Origin of the sequence: Geothrix sp. (genome assembly GCF_030219325.1) — a bacterium.
Taxonomy (GTDB): Bacteria; Acidobacteriota; Holophagae; order Holophagales; family Holophagaceae; genus Geothrix.
Genome location: NZ_CP126625.1, coordinates 1 through 20,582, shown reverse-complemented (window position 1 = coordinate 20,582; position 20,582 = coordinate 1). Strand labels below are relative to the sequence as shown.

Annotated in this window: 15 protein-coding genes; 4 read left to right on the top strand and 11 right to left on the bottom strand. The window is 67.7% G+C overall.

Annotated elements, in window-relative coordinates; all coding sequences use genetic code 11:
• Positions 1-8 precede the first annotated feature (8 nt).
• Positions 9-1,331, bottom strand: coding sequence for an MFS transporter (locus QOZ81_RS00075; protein ID WP_291203487.1), 1,323 nt, complete (start codon positions 1,329-1,331; stop codon positions 9-11).
• 152 nt (positions 1,332-1,483) lie between these two features.
• Between QOZ81_RS00075 and QOZ81_RS00070 the strand changes: the two genes are divergently transcribed.
• Positions 1,484-2,197 carry a hypothetical protein gene (locus QOZ81_RS00070; protein ID WP_291203489.1) on the top strand — a complete coding sequence of 238 codons (714 nt, stop codon included), beginning with the start codon at positions 1,484-1,486 and terminating at the stop codon, positions 2,195-2,197.
• Here QOZ81_RS00070 and QOZ81_RS00065 read toward each other — a convergent pair whose 3' ends face one another.
• The 3 genes from QOZ81_RS00065 to QOZ81_RS00055 form a co-directional block, all read right to left on the bottom strand.
• The gene (locus QOZ81_RS00065; protein WP_291203492.1) at positions 2,198-4,141 is read right to left on the bottom strand and encodes an APC family permease; all 1,944 of its coding nucleotides are present in this window, start codon (positions 4,139-4,141) and stop codon (positions 2,198-2,200) included. It abuts the gene before it with no gap.
• 17 nt (positions 4,142-4,158) lie between these two features.
• Positions 4,159-4,569, bottom strand: a complete 411-nt coding sequence (locus QOZ81_RS00060; protein ID WP_291203495.1) for an EamA family transporter — start codon at positions 4,567-4,569, stop codon at positions 4,159-4,161.
• Positions 4,570-4,649: 80 nt separating this feature from the next.
• A complete protein-coding gene (locus QOZ81_RS00055; protein ID WP_291203498.1) occupies positions 4,650-5,555 on the bottom strand; it encodes a hypothetical protein in 906 nt (301 codons plus the stop codon).
• A gap of 39 nt (positions 5,556-5,594) precedes the next feature.
• Between QOZ81_RS00055 and lipA the strand changes: the two genes are divergently transcribed.
• Positions 5,595-6,521, top strand: a complete 927-nt coding sequence (lipA, locus tag QOZ81_RS00050; RefSeq protein ID WP_291203500.1) for a lipoyl synthase — start codon at positions 5,595-5,597, stop codon at positions 6,519-6,521.
• Between the two features lie 1,098 nt (positions 6,522-7,619).
• On the opposite strand, the gene QOZ81_RS00045 is transcribed toward lipA, so the two are convergent.
• The 3 genes from QOZ81_RS00045 to purB are packed head-to-tail and all read right to left on the bottom strand — an operon-like array spanning position 7,620 to position 10,571.
• The gene (locus tag QOZ81_RS00045) at positions 7,620-8,267 is read right to left on the bottom strand and encodes a 4Fe-4S dicluster domain-containing protein (RefSeq protein ID WP_291203502.1); all 648 of its coding nucleotides are present in this window, start codon (positions 8,265-8,267) and stop codon (positions 7,620-7,622) included.
• A gap of 8 nt (positions 8,268-8,275) precedes the next feature.
• The gene (locus QOZ81_RS00040) at positions 8,276-9,103 is read right to left on the bottom strand and encodes a hypothetical protein (RefSeq protein ID WP_291203505.1); all 828 of its coding nucleotides are present in this window, start codon (positions 9,101-9,103) and stop codon (positions 8,276-8,278) included.
• 16 nt (positions 9,104-9,119) lie between these two features.
• Positions 9,120-10,571 (bottom strand): adenylosuccinate lyase, encoded by a 1,452-nt coding sequence (purB, locus tag QOZ81_RS00035; RefSeq protein WP_291203508.1) that lies wholly within the window; start codon positions 10,569-10,571, stop codon positions 9,120-9,122.
• Between the two features lie 118 nt (positions 10,572-10,689).
• On the opposite strand from purB, the gene glyA reads away from it, so the two are divergent.
• The gene (gene glyA / locus QOZ81_RS00030) at positions 10,690-11,928 is read left to right on the top strand and encodes a serine hydroxymethyltransferase (RefSeq protein WP_291203511.1); all 1,239 of its coding nucleotides are present in this window, start codon (positions 10,690-10,692) and stop codon (positions 11,926-11,928) included.
• Positions 11,929-11,995: 67 nt separating this feature from the next.
• Entirely contained in the window at positions 11,996-12,427 is a 432-nt protein-coding gene (locus QOZ81_RS00025) for a gamma-glutamylcyclotransferase family protein (protein WP_291203513.1), read from the top strand.
• 56 nt (positions 12,428-12,483) lie between these two features.
• Here the strand turns inward: QOZ81_RS00025 and gyrA are convergent, their stop codons facing one another.
• The 4 genes from gyrA to dnaA form a co-directional block, all read right to left on the bottom strand.
• Positions 12,484-15,087 carry a DNA gyrase subunit A gene (gyrA, locus tag QOZ81_RS00020; RefSeq protein ID WP_291203516.1) on the bottom strand — a complete coding sequence of 868 codons (2,604 nt, stop codon included), beginning with the start codon at positions 15,085-15,087 and terminating at the stop codon, positions 12,484-12,486.
• 55 nt (positions 15,088-15,142) lie between these two features.
• Positions 15,143-17,698 (bottom strand): DNA topoisomerase (ATP-hydrolyzing) subunit B, encoded by a 2,556-nt coding sequence (gyrB, locus tag QOZ81_RS00015; RefSeq protein ID WP_291203519.1) that lies wholly within the window; start codon positions 17,696-17,698, stop codon positions 15,143-15,145.
• Positions 17,699-17,746: 48 nt separating this feature from the next.
• The gene (gene dnaN / locus QOZ81_RS00010) at positions 17,747-18,880 is read right to left on the bottom strand and encodes a DNA polymerase III subunit beta (RefSeq protein WP_291203522.1); all 1,134 of its coding nucleotides are present in this window, start codon (positions 18,878-18,880) and stop codon (positions 17,747-17,749) included.
• A gap of 214 nt (positions 18,881-19,094) precedes the next feature.
• Complete coding sequence (gene dnaA / locus QOZ81_RS00005) at positions 19,095-20,474, bottom strand: chromosomal replication initiator protein DnaA (RefSeq protein ID WP_291203524.1); 1,380 nt, start codon at positions 20,472-20,474, stop codon at positions 19,095-19,097.
• Between the last annotated feature and the right edge of the window lie 108 nt (positions 20,475-20,582).

Genomic DNA, 20,582 nt, shown 5'->3' with positions numbered 1-20,582 from the left:
GGCCGACATCAGGCCTTGGTTGAGGCGCCCGCCTCGAGAACGCCCCCCAGGCGCCGATCCGAGCGCAGCAGCAGGAAGGCGAAGAGGAGTCCCACCGCACCCAGGCCCGCGAACATGACCTGGGTGGAGGTGTAGGTGCCCGTCTTGTCCCGCAGCCAACCATTGAGCAGCGGGAAGAGCGCCAGGCCGCCATTCTGGATGGCGGTCATCAGGCCGAAGGCCGTGCCGACGCGCTTCTCCTCCACCACCAGGGGCACCGAGGGCCACATGGCGGCGGGCACCAGCACGAAGGCCACGCCCAGCAGCGCCATCATGGGAATGGGGTTCCAGTGTGTGATCCCCAATAGCAGGTGGGCAGGAATCATGATCAGGGCCCCCACCACCATCAGGGAGGCCCGTCGCCCGATGCGGTCCACAAGGCCACCGGCAAAGGGTGCGAACACCATCGAGGCAGCGATGGTGATGCTGGTGATGCCACCCGCCGTGTTGAACATGTGGGTGAAGTTGTAGAACACCTTGGACAGGAAACTGCCCGTCATCACGGTCACGTTGGGAATGCCCCACTTGTCGTGGAACATGTCCGAGGACAGGGCCGTGAAGGGGAAGATGGCGCTGTAGAAGGTCACGCAGAGCAGCACCACGAACCAGTAGGACGAGGTGAATTTCTTGAGGTCGGCGAAGACGATCTTGTCGCCGGCCTCGGCCTTCTGGAGGGAGAGCACCTTCTCCCCGTGCCGGTCCATGACAATGAAGACCAGGTTGCAGAGCACCGAAAACAGACAGAGCAGGGCCGCAGCCCAAAGGGCGACGCGGAAGCTGTGGAAATGGTCGGCGATGAGTTCTTCAGTGTTGAAGGCGAACACCGTGCCCACCCGACTAAGGGTGAGGGCGATGCCGAAGGCCATGGCCATCTCCTTGCCCTTGAACCAGCGGCTGATGATGGCGCTCTGGACCACGATGAGCGACTCGGAGCCCGCGCCGAAGATCAGGCGCCCAAAAATGAGCATCCACTTGCCCTTGGCCACGGCCACGATGACCGCCCCCACGAACACCAGCACGCTGAAAAGCAGGCTGGCCTTGCGGGGTCCCAGCTTGTCGTAGAGCATGCCGCCGAAGAACACGATGGCGATGGCGGCCACGGAATAGGCCGTGTAAAGCGACCCGATGGTGCTCCGGTCCAGGTGCAGCTCCGCCATCAGCGTATTCTCAAGGGCCCCGATGCTGTCGTAGGCGAAGTAGCTGCCGAGCACCAGGAGGCTGATGAAGATCAGGATGGTGAAACGGTAGAGGCGGGTGCTTGGATGAAAGACACCCAGAGTGCCGGTCGTCATTGCGGGTCCTTTGGTGGGCCGGGGCATTGCCGCTATCGGGGGTGGGCCAGCTGGCCCGAACCCCCGATGGTCCCACAGCCGCCGCAAGGTACGACAGGGTCTTTTACCCCGGCGGTTCACCATCCACTCGCTTTGTCGGATAGTGGTCTCTGATGGCCAACCCGACCCGTCGCCTCTGTCCCAGCTGCCAGACCCGCCTGTCGCCCCTCGCGGCGGAGTGCCCGGAGTGCGGCCTGGCCCTGGCTCCGCCCCGCCAGGGCCGCCCCCTGCTCTTCCAGGCCTCCGCCCTGGCCCAGGCCTCGTACGAGCCCCCGCCCCGCTCGCTGACCGCCCCCGCGCTGGGACGGGTGGCCCCGGTGGCTGTGGAGGTGAGCCTGGACGAGCTCCAGCGCCCTGGGGAACTCGCACCGCAGGCACCGGCCCCGACGCAGCCCGCCCTGGGCCATCAGGAACCCGCCGCCAGCTTCTGGCCCCTGGTCAAGGTCGAGGCCGCCGAGGCCCTGCTCCTGCTCCTGGTGCAGGCCCTGGCCCTGGCCCTGCCCGCCTGGGCCCTGGGCGTCCCCCCGGCCCGCCTGCTGCTGGGCGCCTGGCCCCTGGTCCTCCCCTACCTGCTGGCGATCTCGTGGGTCTTCTTCATGGCCCCGCTGGTGCTCGCCGGGCAGTCCCCGATGATGGGACTCTTTGGCGTCACCCTGCCCGAGAACTCCGCCGAACGGCGCATGACCTTCTCCCTGGTCCACCTGCTGTCCGTGGCCTGCTTCCCGTTGAGCTTCCTCTGCATGATCCTGAGCCCCCGCCACCAGACCCTGGCCGAACTGCTCAGCGGCCAGGAGCTGCTCTCCCGGCCCACCGCACGGATGCGCTGATCACTCGATGATGGGCTCCAGGTGGTACGGGATGGAGATCACCACGGTCTTGGGCTTCATCAGCAGGGTGCCCTTGATGCGCCAGGCGGTCTGGTTGTGGAGCAGGTTGGCCCACCAGTGCCCCGTGACGAACTCCGGCAGGATCACGGTGATGGTGTACTCCGGCTCCACCCGGCGCATGCGGTCGAGCTCATCCACGATGGGCTCCACGATCTTGCGGTAGGGGCTGCGGATGGCGCGGAGGGGGATGCCCTCGCAGTACCGGGGCCAGTCCGACCGCAGCCGCTCCAGGGCGGCGCTCTCGCGGCCGTGCTCGTCGGGGAAGTCCACGGTGATGGCCTCCACCTCGCCGTGGTCGGCGATCACCTTGGCGTAGTTCAGGGCCTGGACGACCCCCGAGTGGATGCCGGAGACCAGCACCACCACGCGGTTCCGGCGGTGGGGGAGGAATTCCGCCCGGCTGGCCGCGAGGATGGACTTCACCCGGATGTAGTGCCGGTGGATCTGCAGGAACAGCCACACCATCATCGGGATCAGCACCACCACCAGCCAGGCCCCGTGGGCGAACTTGGTGATGGCGATGTCCACCATGACGATGCCCGAGGCGGCCATGCCCACGCCGTTGATGAGGGCCTTGCTCAGCCAGCGGGGCTCGCTGGTCTTGAGCCTGAGCCAGTGGACGACCATGCCCGCCTGGGAGATGGTGAATCCCGTGAACACGCCCAGGGCGTAGAGGGGCAGCAGCAGGTCCGTGTTGGCGTGGAGGATCCACACCAGGAAGCAGCTGACGGCGGTGAGGATCAGGATGCCGTTGGAGAAGACCAGGCGGTCGCCCTGGCTGGCGAACTGGCGGGGCAGGTAGTTGTCCCGGCCCATGAGCGCCGCCAGGCGCGGGAAGTCCGCATAGGCGGTGTTGGCCGCGACCACCAGGATGGCAAAGGTGAAGGTCTGGGTCAGGTAGTACATCAGTTTGGGCAGGCCGTGGCTGACGTCGCCGTAGATGGCCTTGGCCAGCTTGGACAGCAGGGTTTCCGCCACGACGCTGGGGTCGGTGCTGTGCTGGTAGGCGATGCCGAAGCGCTGGGACAGCAGGGTGATGCCCAGGAACATCACGCCCAGCAGGAGCACCATGTAGACCAGGGTCTTCGAGGCGTTGTGCTCGGCGGGGTCCTTGAAGGCCTGCACGCCGTTGGAGACGGCTTCCACTCCGGTCAGCGCGGTGCAGCCGGCGGAATAGGCCCGCATGAAGATCCAGACCAGGGCCAGGCCCCCGAAGTGCTGGGTGTGCTCCAGGGCCTGCTGCGCCTGGACGGGCGTGGGACCGCCGCCGACCATGGTGCGGACCGTCCCCACCCCCAGCAGGATCAGCATGAGGGCCACGAAGCCGTAGGTGGGGATGGCGAAGAGGGCTCCGCTCTCTTTCACCCCGCGGAGGTTGGCGAGGGCGATGAACACGATGGCGAAGAGGGTCAGCGAGACGTTGTGGCCGTCCAGCAGGGGAAAGGCCGCCGTGATGGCCGCCACGCCGGAGGAGACGGACACCGAGACGGTCAGGATGTAGTCCAGCAGCAGGCTGGAGCCGGCCACCAGGGCCGCCAGCTCGCCCAGGTTGGACTTGGCCACGATGTAGGCACCGCCGCCGGTGGGATAGGCGAGGATGGTCTGCCGGTAGCTGACGCCGAGGATGGCGAGGAGGCCCACGATGCCGAGGGCCACGGGCACCGACAGGCCGAAGAGCGGATGGACCGCGGCCACGGTCACGGCCGCCGCCGCCGTGTGCAGGTTGCTGGACAGGCTGGCCATGATCTCCTGGGTGGCATACGCCACCGAGGAGAGGGCGTCCGAGCTGAACACGGACAGGCCGATGACGTTGCTGACCTTGGTGTGGGACGAATCCCCGCTGGCGAGGCGCTGTCCCAGGAGGAATCTTCGGAAGGTGGCCATGGTTCAGCGTTCCTGGTTCATCGGGCCATCAGCCACAGGCCGGAAAGGGTGGCCGCGAGACCCACCAGCTTGGAGGGCTGGAGCTGCTCGCGGAAGAGGATGAAAGCCAGGAGGGCCACCAGCACGAAGTTGGCGTTCATGATGCCCACCGCCAGGGCGGCCTTGGCGCCGCGGGAGAAGCTCTCGTTCAGGAGGATCAGGGCCAGGGCCGTGAGGAGGCCGGCCCCGAGGCCCCAGGCCACGCCGCCCGCGGTACCCACGGGCCGGCCGCGCCAGAACCAGTAGGCCAGGGCCACCGGGATCTCGCCCAGCACCACCCAGAGGAGCACCGACGCCGGTTCCAGCCCGCGCAGGCCCGCCGCCTTCATCCCCAGATTGGCGAGGCCCATGAATCCCATCGCCGCCAACGCCCAACCCAACCACGCCATACTCGATACGCTCCAAGGGAAACCATTATGGCTGTTGCGGCCGCCTGTGGGGACAAGGGTTGACTGACGCCACAGGCGGCTCATGCCGGGCGGCGGAAGGCCAGCGCCTCAACGAGGTGCCGCTGCCCCCGGCCCACGGGCCAGAGCCACCGCTCCCGGTGGGCCAGGCAGAGTCTGCTTCCGGTCAGCAGCGGGGGCACCTCGAGGCCCGCCAGCGCGTCACTGGCCTCGATGGGCGTTCCCGGCGAGCGCAGCTGGCGGCACCAATCGCCGTCCCAGGGCCCCAGATCCAGGTCCCCGCCGCTGAAGACCACGGCCCGGTCATGCACCAGCCACAGGTCCGCGCCGCTGGCCGCCAGCGTCCCCAGGAAGGCCCGGATGGCCCGGCCCGTCCAGGCTTCCAGGGCCGTGGCCAGGGGATCGGGACGCTCTGGATCCGCCTCCCAGGGCGGCTGGGGGAAGGCGGCTTCCACCAGGCGTTCCGCCACCACGCCGAACTGGCCCATGACATTGGCCACCAGGATGGTGCCCGGGCGGTGCGCGTCGATCCAGGCCCGCAGGGGCACTGGGTCCGGCTGCAGGGAGGGCAGGAGCCCCGCCAGGCGCAGGGCCGCGACCTCGGGATCCCGGCGCCGGCCCGTCCAGGATTCCCGGGCCGCCCGGCGGGCCGTGGTCTCCAGCTCCGCCAGACCGCCCGTCAGGTCCGCGAAGACCCAGGGCGCCCAGCGGCGGTGGCGCAGGGCCGTCCAGACCCGGCTCCAGGGATCCGCATCCCAGCCCGTGGTGCCCGGTGGCGCCAGGGCCCAGGGCACCTCCAGCCCCGGGCCGGCCCCCAGGATGAGCACGGGCCGGGAGGGATCCGCCGCCTGGAGGCCCTCGCCCAGGAAGGCGCGCACCCGCGCCAGGTGCTCGCCCCAGGCGGAGCGGTCCCGGGCCAGGAAGGCCCACTGCTCCCGGCGCAGCAACCTGGAAAGCGGCTTGGACATTCCTGAATGCTACGGGAAACTGGAAGATCAGGAGTCCGAATGGCCCGTTTCTCAAAGCGCGTCGGTCGCGAAGTGCTGGCAGGCCACCCCCGCCTCCCCGAGTGGATCACCAAGGAGCGGGTGAACCTCGCCGACCTGCACGGCATGAAGCGCGACCTGCGGGACTCCCACCTGCACACGGTCTGCGAAGAGGCTCGCTGTCCCAACCGCACCCACTGCTTCACGAACGGCACCGCCACCTTCCTCCTCATGGGCGATGTCTGCACCCGGGCCTGCGGCTTCTGCAGCATCCAGAGCGGCAAGCCGCGGCTACTGGATCCGCAGGAGCCCTCCGAAACAGCGGAGCGGGTGGCGGCCATGCAGCTGCGCTTCGCGGTGCTCACCAGCGTGAACCGCGACGACCTGCCGGACGGCGGGGCCGCCCACTTCGCCGAGACGGTGCTGGCCATCAAGCGCCGCAATCCCGGCGTGGGCGTAGAGGTGCTGGTGCCCGACTTCCTGGGCGACCTGGAGGCCGTGGCCCGGGTGGTGGCCGCCGGGCCCACCGTGTTCAACCACAACACCGAGACCGTGCCGAGCCTCTACGCTGAGGTGCGGCCCGCGGGGAGGTTCGAGCGGTCGCTTCGCGTGCTGTCGCACGCGAAGGAGATGGGGAAGGCCTTGTACGGCACCTCCTTCCGCACGAAGAGCGGTCTCATGCTCGGGCTTGGCGAGACCGAGTCCGAGCTGCTCTCCACCTTCGAAGCCCTGGCCAAGGCCCAGGTGGACATCCTCACCCTGGGCCAGTACCTGCGCCCCACGCGCCACCAGCTCCCCGTGAAGCGCTACGTGCACCCGGACGAATTCGCCGCCCTGGGCCAGAAGGCCAAGGCCTTCGGCTTCACCACCGTCTACGCCGGCCCCTTGGTGCGCTCCAGCTTCAACGCCCACGAGGTGGCGGAATTCGAGGGCATCAGCATCGCGTAGGGCGTCGAGAACTCGGTAGTGCTGGCTGCACGGTTCAGCGACGCCAACCGGGCGTCAATCCCCGCGAATGACCGCCACCACCCCAGAATCCGCCTCCTCGACCGTAGCTCCCCCGGGCCCCGTGGTCATAGGACCTGTCGACCCCATTCCAACGCCCGCCATGCCAATAGGCGCGGTCACCCCAGTAGGCGTACCTTCCGGAGTAGCCATACCAGTGGCCCAACCCGACCCCATACCAGCCGTAGTACCGCGGGCCCCACACCCCGAAGTAGGGCATGGGCCCCCAGCCCCATAGCCAAGGCGCCACGACCCAACACCAGCCGGCCTCCGGGTAGTACACGTACATGTGCGGGGTACCCCCGTCTGGCGGCAGGTTGGTGTACCGGTCCCCGTAGGGCATCCACACCCAGCCGTACTGCTCGGTGTGGACCCACTGACCGGCGTCCGCGGGCTTTTCCTGCCGCGGAGCTGGCGTGGCGCCTGGCGGAGGCGCGGGAAGCACGGCCGGGGGGGGCGGCGGCGGCTCAGCCGGGGCCTGGGTGGATGGCTCACTCGCTTCGGGGCTGGGCCTTGCCGGAGCCTTGTCCTGATCGCGGGAAGCCGACTTGAGAGGAAGGATCGCCAGGCTTGCTGCTATCGCCAGAGTGCCAAACAGGGTTTTCATGGCCGAACCTCCAGTCAATTAGACTCCCACCGGGAAGACTTGGTTACAGGCGGATGGTTTCGAGCGCCCAAATCAACCGTTTTCAATGGATAGAGATTCGAGCGCCCCCTTTCGATTCTTGACCGGGGCGGGTCCCCAGAAGCGGGTTGAGATTCTGACCGAAGACGATCACTGAACGAATGCCGGTGGCACAGATCGGGGGCTTGGGATCAGGTTGTCAAAGCGCCCGGCCTACGACACCAAGAGCGATCTCATGCTCGGACTTGGTGGGGCCGAGGCCAAGCTGATGCAGACCTTCGAAGCCCGGCTAAAGCCAAGGTGGACATCCTCACCCGGGGCCGGTACCTGCGCCCCACCCGCCACCAGCTCCCCTGGTGCGCTCCAGCTTCAACGCCCACGAGGTGGCGGGATTCGAGGGCATCAGCATCGCCTGATCAGTCCCGCCGTGGCTCCACCACGATGGCGGTCGGTTCCGCCGGGCACGCGAAGACGCAGAGACCGCAGCCCGTGCAGACATCGGCCTCCACCATGGGGTGGCCGATGGTCTCGCCTTCGGCGGAGGGCGCGATGCGGATGGCCTCCTCGGGGTAGGGGCAGCGGTCCACGCAGATGCGGCAGGCGCGGGCCTCCCGCTCCAGGGTGTCCCAGGTGACACACTGGCTTGGCTTCACGCGGGCGGTGCCCATGCGGACGGCCTTCGGGCCCTCGATCACCGTGCCGTCGGCCTTCTTGAAGGTCGGCCAGACCAGGGCGCCGTCGTCGCACTCGGCGATGCAGGGCAGCGTGGTGCAGAGGAAGCAGGGGACGCTGCGGGGATCGATGTAGGGTGTCTTCAGCGCCAGTCCCGCCGAGGGCGCCGCCACCAGGATGGCGTTCTCGGGGCAGGCCCGCATGCAGCGGTCGCAGCGGGTGCACTTGGTCAGGAACTCGAACTCGTCCAGGGCCCCGGGCGGCCGCAGCAGCTTGGGCCCCAGGCCCGTCACCGCATCCTCGACCCGGTTGGCCACGAAACCGGCGAACAGGGTCCCCAGGGACTTGAAGAAGTCGCCGCGTTCCTGGGGTTCGTCGAGCTTCTTGGCCATGGGGCTCCCTACATCAAACCCAAGACCCGCATGGTGGGCCGCAGCACGCCCCAGAGCACGGGGTCGAAGCCCAGGGTGAGGACGGCGGCCTTCCCGTCGCTGGTGAGGTCCAGGTGGGCCAGCAGCTCGGGGCTGACGGCCACGTCGCGGGAGCTGGGCGCGGCGTCCACCCACTTCACGCCGGCGGGGGCCTCCTTCGTCGCCAGCGATTGCCCGTCCAGGGCGCGCACCTGCAGGATCATCAGGTCGCCATGGAAGGAGGGCACGCGGATCTCCATGAGCCGCCCCTTCCCCACGGTGGGCGTCACGGGTACCACCTCGAAGGCCTGGCGGTAGCCCAGCTTCTTCAGATCGGGGTCCTCGCCGTTGAGCACGGCCAGGGTCTGCTCGACCAGGCCCTCCAGGCCCCGGTCCCCCATCCAGGCCACGGAGCGCAGGTGGGTGCCGCCCACGTCGCCCAGGCCCTCCAGCAGGCTGGGCAGCAGGGCCAGCACCTGTTCCAGGGCGGGGCGCCCCCGCAGGGACTTGGCGCCCTGGGGCCAGGGCCCGGCCAGGGGCATGGGATCGATGCGCGCCTCGGGCTCGGCCCGCAGGTCCAGGATGCGGCCCGGGAAGCCCTCGAGCAGATCGAGGTCGGGCGTGTCCGCCAGGAGGACGGCATCGAGCCCCTCCAGGAGCAGCCTGCTGGGCGCAAAGACCACCAGGTCGCCGACCTCCTCCTCCACCGTGAGGGCGCCGATGGAGAGGGGCACCACAGAGGCCTCGCGGGCCTCGAGGGCGTTGACGAGTTCGCGCCCCAGGAGCGTCTGGGCGCCGATGACGGCAAGTTTCAGCATGGAATACCTTTCGATCTCAGACGCGGACGGCGGCTTCGTCCGCCGGGACATGGCCCTTCAGGGCCCCGGCCACGGGGCCGGCCAGGAACTGGCGCACCTGCTCGCCGGCCCGGCCCGTGAACCGGGCGGCATCCAGGAGGGTGGTCAGCTCGGCCTCGTCCATGGCCCAGGCGGGATCCGCCGCCAGCAGAGAGAGCAGCTCGTTGGGACGCCCCTCCTGCTTGATGCGCCGGCCGGCCTCCAGGGAGGCCACGCGGAAGGCCTCGTGCAGGTCCTGCCGATCCCCACCGCGCTTCACGCCCTCCATGAGCATCACCTCGGCGGCCATGAAGGGCAGCTCGCTCATGAGGCGGGCCTCGATCATCCGGGGGTTCACCACCAGCCCCGAGGCCACGTTCTTGAGCAGCACCAGGATGGCGTCCACCGCCAGCAGGCCCTGGCTGATGGTGAGGCGGCGATGGGCCGAGTCATCCAGGGTGCGCTCCATCCACTGGGTGGCCGTGGTCTGGTAGCTGCTGGGCATGAGCCCCAGGACGAAGCGCGCCAGGCTGTTGATGCGCTCGCTGCGCATGGGGTTGCGCTTGTAGGGCATGGCCGACGAGCCGATCTGCTTGGTCTCGAAGGGTTCCTCCACCTCTTTCAAATGCTGGAGCAGGCGCAGGTCGCAGGCGAACTTGGAGGCGCTGGCGGCGATGCCGCAGAGCACCTGGCCGACGCGGTCTTCCAGTTTGCGCGTGGCCGTCTGGCCACAGACGGGGATCGCGGGGAAGCCCACCTTGGCGCAGAAGCGCCGCTCCAGCTCCTCGACCTTGGCGCCATCCCCTTCGAACAATTCCAGGAAGGTGGCCTGGGTGCCGGTCACGCCCTTCACGCCGCGGACCGGGGTGGTGGCGATGACGTGGTCCAGGTCCTCCAGATCGAGGAGGAGATCCTGCAGCCACAGGCAGGCCCGCTTGCCCACGGTGGTGGGCTGGGCGGGCTGGAAGTGGGTGAAGCCCAGGGTGGGCTGATCCTGCCACTGGGCCGCAAAGGCCGCCAGGGCGGCGAGCACGTCCTGCAGGCGGCGGCGCAGCAGCTGCAGCGCCTCCTGGGTGATGAGCAGGTCGCCGTTGTCCGTGACGAAGCAGCTGGTGGCCCCCAGGTGGATGATGGGCCGCGCGCCCGGCGCCTGCTCGCCCCAGGCGTGGATGGCGGCCATCACGTCGTGGCGCAGGGCGGCTTCGTGGCGCGCGATGGCGTCGAAATCCACGTCGTCCTGGCTGGCCTTCAGCTCGGCGATCTGCGCGGCCGTCACGGGCAGACCCAGCTCGGACTCGGATTCGGCCAGGGCGATCCAGAGGCGCCGCCACACGCGCTGGCGGTAGAGGGGCGAGAGCAGGCGCACCATGGCCTTGCTGGCATAGCGGCTGGCCAGGGGATGCTCGAATCGCTCCAGTTCGGGACCATCGTGGGGCGGCAGGAAGGGCATGAGAACTCCGGCCCTCCAGTGTCTCACACGCCGCCGACCTGTGATCCCGCTCACGAACAGCGCGCCCCGCAAAGGCCCCCAGCCGCTAGGATAGGGGCATCACCCGGGAGCCCCCGCCATGTATGAAGTGATCCGAACCTCCGACCCCGCTGTGTTCCAGGCCCTGGAGCTGGAGGTCCAGCGCCAGCGGCACCACCTGGAACTCATCGCCTCGGAGAACTACGCCTCCCGCGCCGTCATGCAAACCATGGGCTCCCACTTCACCAACAAGTACGCAGAAGGCTACCCGGGCAAGCGCTACTACGGCGGCTGCAGCCAGGTGGACATCATCGAGAACCTGGCCCGCGACCGCGCCAAGCAGATCTTCGGCGCCGAGCATGCCAACGTGCAGCCCCACAGTGGCGCCCAGGCCAACATGGCCGTCTACCTCGCGGCCCTGAAGCCCGGCGACACGGTCATGGGCCTCGACCTCGCCCACGGCGGCCACCTCACCCACGGCCACCCCCTGAACAGCTCCGGCATCCTCTACAAGTTCGTGCCCTACCACGTGCGCCAGGAGGACGAGCGGGTGGACATGGACGAAGTCCGCGCCCTGGCCCTGCAGCACCGCCCCAAGATGATCGTGGTGGGCGCCTCCGCCTACAGCCGCACCTGGGACTTCAAGCGCTTCCGCGAGATCTGCGACGAGGTGGGCGCCCTGCTGATGGTGGACATGGCCCACATCGCCGGCCTGGTCGCCACCGGACACCACCCGAACCCCGTGCCCCACGCGGATTATGTCACCACCACCACCCACAAGACCCTGCGCGGCCCCCGCGGCGGCATGATCCTCTGCAAGTCCCAATACGCCAAGGATCTCGACCGCGCCGTCTTCCCCGGCGTCCAGGGCGGCCCCCTCATGCACGTCATCGCCGCCAAGGCAGTGGCCCTCCACGAGATCCAACAGCCTGATTTCAAGGCCTACAGTGGGCAGGTGATCCGCAATGCCCACGCCCTGGCCAAGGGCCTCCAGGAGCGCGGCTGGCGCATCGTCAGCGGCGGCACGGACAACCACCTCTTCCTGGTGGACCTGCGCGACCACGGCCTGCTGGGCCACGAGGCCGAGGACTGCCTCCACCGCGCCGGCATGACCACCAACAAAAACGGCATCCCCTTCGACCCCAACCCTCCCCTCAAGCCTTCCGGCATCCGTCTGGGCAGCCCCGCCCTCACCACCCGGGGCATGAAGGAGGAGGAGATGGATCAGATCGCCCGCTTCTTCGACGTGACGCTGCGCCACCGGGCCGACGAGAGCACCTTCGCCCGGGTCCGCCAGGAGGTCTTCCACCTGACCGACCAGTTCCCGATCCCCGAATAACCCGTTTCGACCTCCTCCCGCCGCCAAGACGCCTCGCGTTTTGGCGGTATGTTTTTAGGGGGGCATGATGGCCGAGGCCGATGGGCTGTTCGTCTATGGAACGCTGCGGGAGGGTGGGTCGAACCACGCCTGGCTGCAGCGCACGCACCCGGAAGGCCTCACCCGGGCCTGGGTGGCGGGGCGGTTGTTCCACCTCCCGGCGGGCTACCCTGCCCTGGTGCCCGGGACGGAACCCGGCGCCCCGCCCTCCGGTCCCGGCTGGGTGCGGGGCGATTTCGTGGGCTACGAGGACCTCGCCGACCTCGATTCCGCCCTGGCGGACCTCGACCCCCTGGAGGGCGTGGAGGAGGGGCTCTTCACCCGGGAGATCCTGCCCGTGGTCCTGGAGGGGGGCCAAAGGTACCACGCCTGGGCCTATGTGTTCCATGTGGAACGCCTCCCCCGGCTGGAGCGGGAAGCGGTGGAGATCCGGGATGGGGACTGGGCGCCCTACCTCTAACGCAAAGCGGCGCGGACAGGTCCGCACCGCTTTGCGTTAGACGAAAGGACCGTCGGCTACAACAGCTTGGGCTGCTCGCCACCCTCGTCGGGACCCGGGTGGGCCAGCTCGGCCTCGGTCAGCTCGTCCTCCTCGTCCAGGGCCATGGCGCTGGCATCGATCTTGGCCAGACCCACCACGCGGTCCTCGGCGCTGGCCAGCTTGAGGAGGCCGACGCCCTGGGCGTTGCGACCCGTCTTGCGGACCTCGTCGATGAGGAAGCGGATGACCATGCCCTCCTGGCTGATGAGGAGGCACCCTTCCCCGGGCTTGACCAGCTTGAAGCCCACCACCTGGCCGTTGCGGACCCCGGCCCGGATGTTGATGACGCCCGTGCCGCCCCGGCCCTGGAGCCGGTAGTCCTGGAGGAGGCTGCGCTTGCCGTAGCCCTTTTCGCAAACCGTCAGCAGCATGCCGTGGTCCTCGGTGCTCTCGTCGGGCTCCACGCCCTCCGGCAGGTCCGGCAGGGGGTCGGCAACTTCCATATCCACGATGTGGTCCTTGGACGCCAGCTTCATGCCCCGGACGCCGGTGGTGGCGCGGCCGGTGGCCCGAACGTCCTCCTCGGGGAAGCGGATGGCCTTGCCCTGGGCCGTGGCCAGGACGATCTGCTGGGTGCCCGTGGACCGCCGCACCGTCACCAGGCGGTTGTCGTCATCGATGTTGAGGGCGATGAGGCCGTTGGCCCGGATGTTGGCGTAGGCCGCCAGGCTGGACTTCTTCACCGTGCCGTCGCTGGTGGCGAAGACCAGGTATTCGCCCTCGGGGAAGTCCCGCAGGGCCATGAGGGTCACCACGTTCTCCCCGTCCTTCAGGGAGATGAGGTTGCGGATGTGCTTGCCGCGCGTGGAGGCGGCCGCCTCGGGCAGGTCGTAAACCTTGAGGGCATAGACAATGCCCTTGTCGGTGAAGGCCATGAGGGTGTCGTGGGCCTTGGTCATGAAGAGCTGCTCGACGAAATCCTCGTCCTTGGTCTTCATGCCCACCTTGCCCTTCCCGCCCCGGCGCTGACGGCGGTAGGCGTTGAGGTCCGTGCGCTTGATGTAGCCGGCCTTGGACATGGTGACGACCATGGGGTCGTCCGGAACCACGTCCTCCATCCGGATCTCCCCGGAATACCCGGTGATTTCCGTGCGGCGGTCGTTGCCGAACTGGTCGGCCACCTGCTGCAGCTCTTCCTTGATCACCTTCAGAAGCAGGCTCTCGTCGGCCAGGATGGCCTTGAGCTTGGCGATGGTCTTTTCGAGCTCGGCCAGTTCGTCGAGGATCTTCTCCCGCTCCAGACCGGTGAGGCGTTGGAGCCGCATGTCCAGGATGGCCTGGGCCTGCACGGCCGACAGGCAGAGGCTGGGATCCTTCTTGAGCGCCGCGGCGGTGGCGAAGGCGCCCGCCATGAGGCCGGCCTTGGCTTCTTCGGGGCTCTTGGCGGCGCGGATGAGCTTGATGACCGCGTCCAGGTGATCCAGGGCGATCTTGAGGCCCATGAGGACGTGGTGGCGCTCCTCGGCCTTCCGCAGCTGGAACAGGGTGCGGCGGGTGACCACCTCGCGGCGGAAGCCGATGAACTCCTGCAGGATCTCGCGAAGCGTGCAGACGCGGGGCTGGCCGTTCACGATGGCCAGCATGGTGATGGGGAAGCTGTTCTGGAGCTGGGTCTGCTGGTAGAGCTGGTTCAGGACGATGTCGCTGGGCTCGTTCTTCTTGAGCTCCACCACCAGGCGGATGCCCTCGCGGTCGGACTCGTCCCGCAGGTCGCTGATGCCGTCGATCTTCTTGTCGCGGACCAGCTCGGCGATCTTCTCGATCAGGGTGGACTTGTTCACCTGGTAGGGCAGCTCGGTGAAGACGATCTGCTCCCGGTCCCCTGCCCGCCGGATCTGCTCCACGTGGGACTTGGCACGGACCACACAGCGCCCGCGGCCGGTGCGGTAGGCATCCAGCACGCCCTCCGTCCCCAGCATCATGCCGCCGCCCGGGAAGTCGGGGCCCTTGATGTGGGCCATCAACCCATCCATGCCCAGGGCCGGATTGTCGATGAGGTCCACCAGGGCGCCACAGCACTCCCGCAGGTTGTGGGGAGGGATGCTGGTGGCCATGCCCACGGCAATGCCCTGGGAGCCGTTCACCAGCAGGTTGGGGAACCGGGAGGGCAGGACGAGGGGCTCCTCCATGCTGCCGTCGTAGTTGGGCCCGAAATCCACCGTGTCCTGGTCGATGTCGCCCATCAATTCCGCCGCGAGCCGGGAGAGGCGGGCCTCGGTGTAGCGCATGGCCGCCGCGGAGTCGCCGTCGATGGAGCCGAAGTTGCCCTGGCCATCCACCAGCACGTGGCGCATGGAGAAGGGCTGGGCCATGCGCACCAGGGTGTCGTAGATGGCCGAGTCGCCGTGCGGATGGTACTTACCCATCACGTCGCCGACGGTGCGGGCGGACTTCTTGTAGGCCCGGTTCCAGTCGTTCCCGGCCTCCTTCATGGCGAAGAGCACGCGCCGGTGGACGGGCTTCAGGCCGTCGCGGACGTCGGGCAGGGCCCGGCCCACGATGACGCTCATGGCGTAGTCCAGGTAGGACTTCCGCATTTCCTTTTCGATTTCCAGCGGCTCGATTCGGTTCTGGTTCATGTGTCCTTCGGTGTTCTACGTGGAACGCTGCTCGACAGGCCTGAAAAACAACGGCTTAGATGTCGATGTTCTCCGCCAGGAGGGCGTTGGTCTCGATGAAGCGGCGCCGGGGTTCCACGGCATCGCCCATGAGGATGGTGAAGATCTCGTCCGCTTCCACGGCGTCGTCCACCCGGACCTGCAGCAGGGTGCGGCGCTCGGGATCCATGGTGGTCTCCCAGAGCTGCTCGGGGTTCATCTCGCCCAGGCCCTTGTAGCGCTGGATGCCCAGGCCCCGCTTGCCTTCGTCCAGAACCATGGCCAGCATGGCTTCCGGGTCCGAGAAGACCTGCTCCTTGCCGAGCTTGGTGGGGCCCTCCTCGGCCTCCTCTTCCTTGTCCTTGGCGGGCTCCTTGATGTCCTTCAGGCGGCGCAGCCGCAGCTCGCCCCCGTGGAAGGCGGCCAGCTCGACCTGGAGGGCGGCCAGGCGGCGGAACTCGCCCCAGTGGGCCACCTGGTCGTCGATCCAGAGCGTGATGGGACGGCTCAGGTGCATGCGCACCACCCGCAGACGGTAGCTGGCGGGGATGGTGATGGCCGGATCCTCGCCCTCGGCCGGCAGTTCGACGGCCTCCGTGGTCTCGATCTCGCAGGTGCCGAGCTTCTGCCGGGTGATGGCGGCGGAGAGCTGCTCGAGGGCTTCCCGGTTGGCGAACCGATCCGCATCCAGCAGGCCCTCGGCCAGGAGGGCGTCCACGATGGGACGGGCATAGCCGCGGCGGTTGAGCTTGCCGTAGAGCTGCTGGACCTCACCCCACTTCTTCATCTCGCGAACCAGGGTGGCGCCCTTGTGCTCGCTGCCGTCCGGCAGGGTGAGGCTCCAGCCGTCCAGGGCCTTCTGGAACAGGAACTCCTCCAGGGCCCGCTCGTCCTTGAGGTACTTCTCCGTCTTGCCCTTCTTCACCTTGTAGAGGGGGGGCTGGGCGATGTAGAGGTGGCCGCGCTCCACGAGCTCGGGCATCTGCCGGTAGAAGAAGGTCAGCAGCAGGGTGCGGATGTGGGAGCCGTCCACGTCGGCGTCGGTCATGAGCACGATCTTGTGGTAGCGGAGGTTCTCGACCTTGAACTCCTCCTTGCCGATGCCCGTGCCCAGGGCCTGGATGAGCACCCGGAGTTCGTTGTGGCTGAGGATCTTGTCGAACCGGGCCTTCTCCACGTTCAGGACCTTGCCCTTGAGGGGCAGGATGGCCTGGGTGGCGCGATGCCGGCCCTGCTTGGCGCTGCCGCCGGCGGAGTCGCCCTCCACCAGGAAGATCTCGCTGAGGGCGGGATCCTTCTCCTGGCAGTCCGCCAGCTTGCCAGGCAGGCCACCGCCGTCCAGGGCCCCCTTGCGGCGGGTCAACTCGCGGGCCTTGCGGGCCGCCTCGCGGGCCCGGGCGGCCTCGATGGCCTTCTCCAGGATGGCCTTGGCCTCCCGGGGGTTCTCCTCGAAGAAGCTCGAGAGCTTCTCGTAGACGATGGTCTGGACGATGCCCTTCACCTCGCTGGAGACGAGGCGGTCCTTGGTCTGGCTGGAAAATTTGGGGTCAGGGACCTTGGCGCTGACGACTGCCGTCAGGCCCTCGCGGACGTCCTCGCCGGAAAGGCTCACCTTGGCGCTCTTCAGCAGGTTGTTCTTTTCCGCATAGGCGTTGATGACGCGCGTCATGGCGGCCCGGAAGCCCTCCAGGTGGGCACCACCGTCGCGGTTGCGGATGTTGTTCGTGAAGCAGTACAGCGTCTCCTGGTAGGAGTCGTTCCACTGGAGCGCCACCTCGACGGTGGTGTCCTGCTTCTCGTCCTTGATGAAGATCGGGGGCTTGTGGAGGACCACCTTGTTGCGGTTCAGGTGTTCCACGAAGGCGCCGATGCCGCCGGCATTGACGAAGTCGTGGGTGTCGCCGGTGCGCTCGTCCGTGATGCGGATGTGGACGCCCTGGTTCAGGTAGCTCAGCTCGCGGAGGCGCTGGCTCAGGGTCTCGAAGCTGAACTCGAGGACATTGTTGAACACTTCCGGATCAGGCTGGAACTTCACGCGGGTGCCGCGCCGGGCCGTGGGGCCGACCTTCCGCAGGGGGGCGTCCGCCTTGCCCTGGGAGAAGGTCATGGCGTATTCCTGGCCGTCCTTCCAGACCGTCAGCCAGAGCTTGGAGGACAGCGCATTCACACAGGACACGCCCACGCCGTGGAGGCCGCCGGACACCTTGTAGGCGTTCTTCCCGTCGGTGTTCGTATTGTCGAACTTCCCGCCGGCGTGGAGCACGGTCATGATCACTTCGGCGGCGCTGCGGCCCTCCTCCTTGTGGATGTCCACGGGGATGCCGCGGCCGTCGTCCTCCACCGTGCAGCTGCCGTCGCCGTGCAGGATCACGTCCACGCGCTTGCAGAAGCCCGCCAGGGCCTCGTCCACGGAGTTGTCCACGACCTCGTAGACCATGTGGTGGAGGCCGCTGCCATCGTCGGTATCGCCGATGTACATGCCGGGCCGCTTGCGGACGGCCTCGAGGTCTCTCAGAACCGTGATGTTGTCGGCGGTGTAGCTGTCGGTTTCCAGGGGGGTGTGCACGCGTGCGCTAAGGACTTCTTCAGACATCAAGACTCACTTGGTTGGGTACGGTGAAGTGCGGTGTTCCAGCGCGGCTCAGGCGGTGGCGCTGTTGGCGAAGCGGACGGGCATGAGGACGTAGCGGAAGCTGAAGTCCTCGAGGCTGGGGGACATGAAGACGCCCTGCCCCACCTCGTCCTTGAACTGGTAGACCACCTCTTCGCCGGGCAGCCGCTCCAGCAGCTCCGTGAGGTAGTCGATGTTGAAGGCCAGCTCGAAGGGGTGCTCCTCGCCCGTGAACGGCAGCGTGGCCTGGTTCACGCCCTCGTCGGGGTGCTGGAATACGGTGCGGAGGTTGGGGAATTCGTAGAACAGCCGCACGTTCTTGTTGTAGTCGTCCTTCTTCAGGCCCACGAAACGCAGGGTTCGCAGGAAGACCTCGCGGTCCATGATCACGCGCTTGGGCAACTCGGCGGGTAGCACCTTCTCGTAGGCGGGGTAGTTGCCGGTCACCAGGCGGGTGCTGAACTTCAGGCCGGGCTGATCCAGAAACAGCGTCGTGCCGTCCCAGCAGAGCTCCACCTCGCCCTCATCGCCCAGCAGCGTGGGGATCAGGTCCAGGGCCCTCTTGGGCACGATGAGGCGGACCTCATCCTTGAGCTTCGTGTCGCAGGGCACCTCGGCCACCGCGAGGCGGAAGCCATCGGTGGAGACCACGCGGACGTGGTGCTTGGACAGGTGTACCAGCACGGCCGACAGGGTGGGCTTGGTGGCATCCTTGCTGACCGCGATGGAACCCAGCTGGATGGCCCGCTTGAAGCGGAGCACGGGGATCTTCACCACCGGAAGTTCCTTGCTCGGTGCAGGAAGCTCGGGGAAGCCCTCGCCAGGCTGGATGTTGTGCTCGGAGTTCATGCCCTTGGCCCGCAGCCAGAGGCGGCCACCGGCGTCGGGGCACTCGAGGCTCAGGATGCCTTCGGGGAAGACCCGCACGGTCTCGATGAACTTCTTGCCCGGAACGGCCATGGTCCATTCGCCCTGCCCCTCACCGGGCACGGTGGCCTCGAAGGCCAGTTCCATGTCCGTGGCCTTCAGGACCACTTCCTTGGGGCGGACGTCCACGAGGATGTGCTGAAGGATCGGAAGGGTTACCCGGCGGTCGAGGGCATGCTTCAGCAGACCCAGTGTCCGGTCCAGACGATCCTTGGAAACCTGTAACTGAAGATTCATGAATCACCCTTGATGATGCTGAGGACCTGGGCAACCTGTGGAAAGGCGAGTCAAAGTCCTATCCTACCGGAGTTTCACTGCCCGGGACAGGCTGTGGAAAGCCCCTGGAACCCCGCGGAACAGCGGGTCTGGCGAGCCCCGGAACCCGCTTGGCGGTGGCATTGTGGATCCCATCGGGACCGAGTCTGTGCATAAGGACGCAATACCAATCAAATCAGTGGATGCTGTTGAGGAGTGCCTGGACCATCTTGTGGAATTCGGGATCGCGCTTCATGCGGTCCCGGACGGAATCAATGGCGTTCATCACGGTGGAGTGGTGCATGTTGAAGGCCCGTCCGATGTCCGCGAAGGGCAGGGAGGCGATCTCCCGTGCGAGATACATGGCCACCTGGCGCGGGAGGAGGATGGCCTGCTGGCGGGACCGCTTCTTCATGAGGTCCACGAAGGACACATTGAAGGTCTCGGCCGTCATGCGGTAGATGCGATCCGGATGGACGGGCGCGGTCGGCTCCTCGCCGCTCTGGCCCTGGAACGCGGCGTGGGCCACCTCCAGCGAGGGGGGCACCCCGATGAGGCTGGCCTGGAAGATGACCCGGGTGAGGAAGCCCTCCAGGTCGCGCACGCTGCCCTTCGCCTTGTGGGCGATGAAGGTGAGGACGTCCTCGGGGATGGTGGGGACGTGCCGGAAATCCACGTCCTCCAGCTTCTTCTTCAGGATCGCGATCCTGGTTTCGAAGTCCGGGGGCTGGATGTCCGCCGTCAGGCCCCACTTGAAGCGCGTGATCAGGCGCTCGTGGCAGCCCTCCAGCCGCTGGGGGGGCTTGTCCGAGGTGATGACGATCTGCTTCCCGTGCTGCAGCAGGTGTTCGAGGATGTGGAAGATCTCCTCCTGGGTGCGCTCCATCTTCCCCAGAGTCTGCACGTCGTCCAGCAGCAGCACGTCGTTCTGCTGGTATTTCTTCCGCATGGGCTCGGTGTTCTTGGCCCGGATGGCCACGGTGAGCTCGTTGAAGAAGTTGTCCACCTTGAGGTAGACCACGCGCAGCTTGGGATCGCGCTCCAGCAGGCCCTTGCCGATGCCGACCATCAGGTGCGTCTTGCCGAGCCCGGCGCCCCCGTAGATGAACAGCGGGTTCATGCTGAGGGGCGTGGCGGCCTTGCCGAAGCTGTCCACCACCGCCCTGGCCGCGGCAAAAGCCAGCTGGCTGCCGGGCCCCACCACGAAGCGGTCCAGCGTGTAGCGGTTGAAGAGGTGGGGGAAGGAGACCGACGTCTCGACCGGACCCGCGGAAGCCGTGGTGGCGGCCTTCTTCGGGGGCGCCTTCGGCTCCAGCGCCGGGGCGCCATTGATGTGGAATTCCAGGCGCAGATCCGCCAGGCCCCCCTGGGCCAAGGCGTCGTTGAACTCCTCGGGCAGCTGCTGCTCGATCCAGAGCTTGGCGGCCGCGCTGGGGACCTGGATCCACAGCGCGCCATCCGCGACCTTCAGGGGCTCGCAGGGCGCGATCCACTCCTTGAAGCTGGCCTCGGGCAGCTGCTTGGACAGGCCCAGTCGGATGGTGTCCCAGAGGGCTGTGGGATCGGCGGAGCGCATGGTTTCACCGGCAGGGGCGGGGCGGAGGCGCGGGCGCGCGACAGTGACGGAGGGTGCCGCGCACGCTCCGTCCACGCTGGGCTCGCGGGGGGGAACCCAATCTAGCAC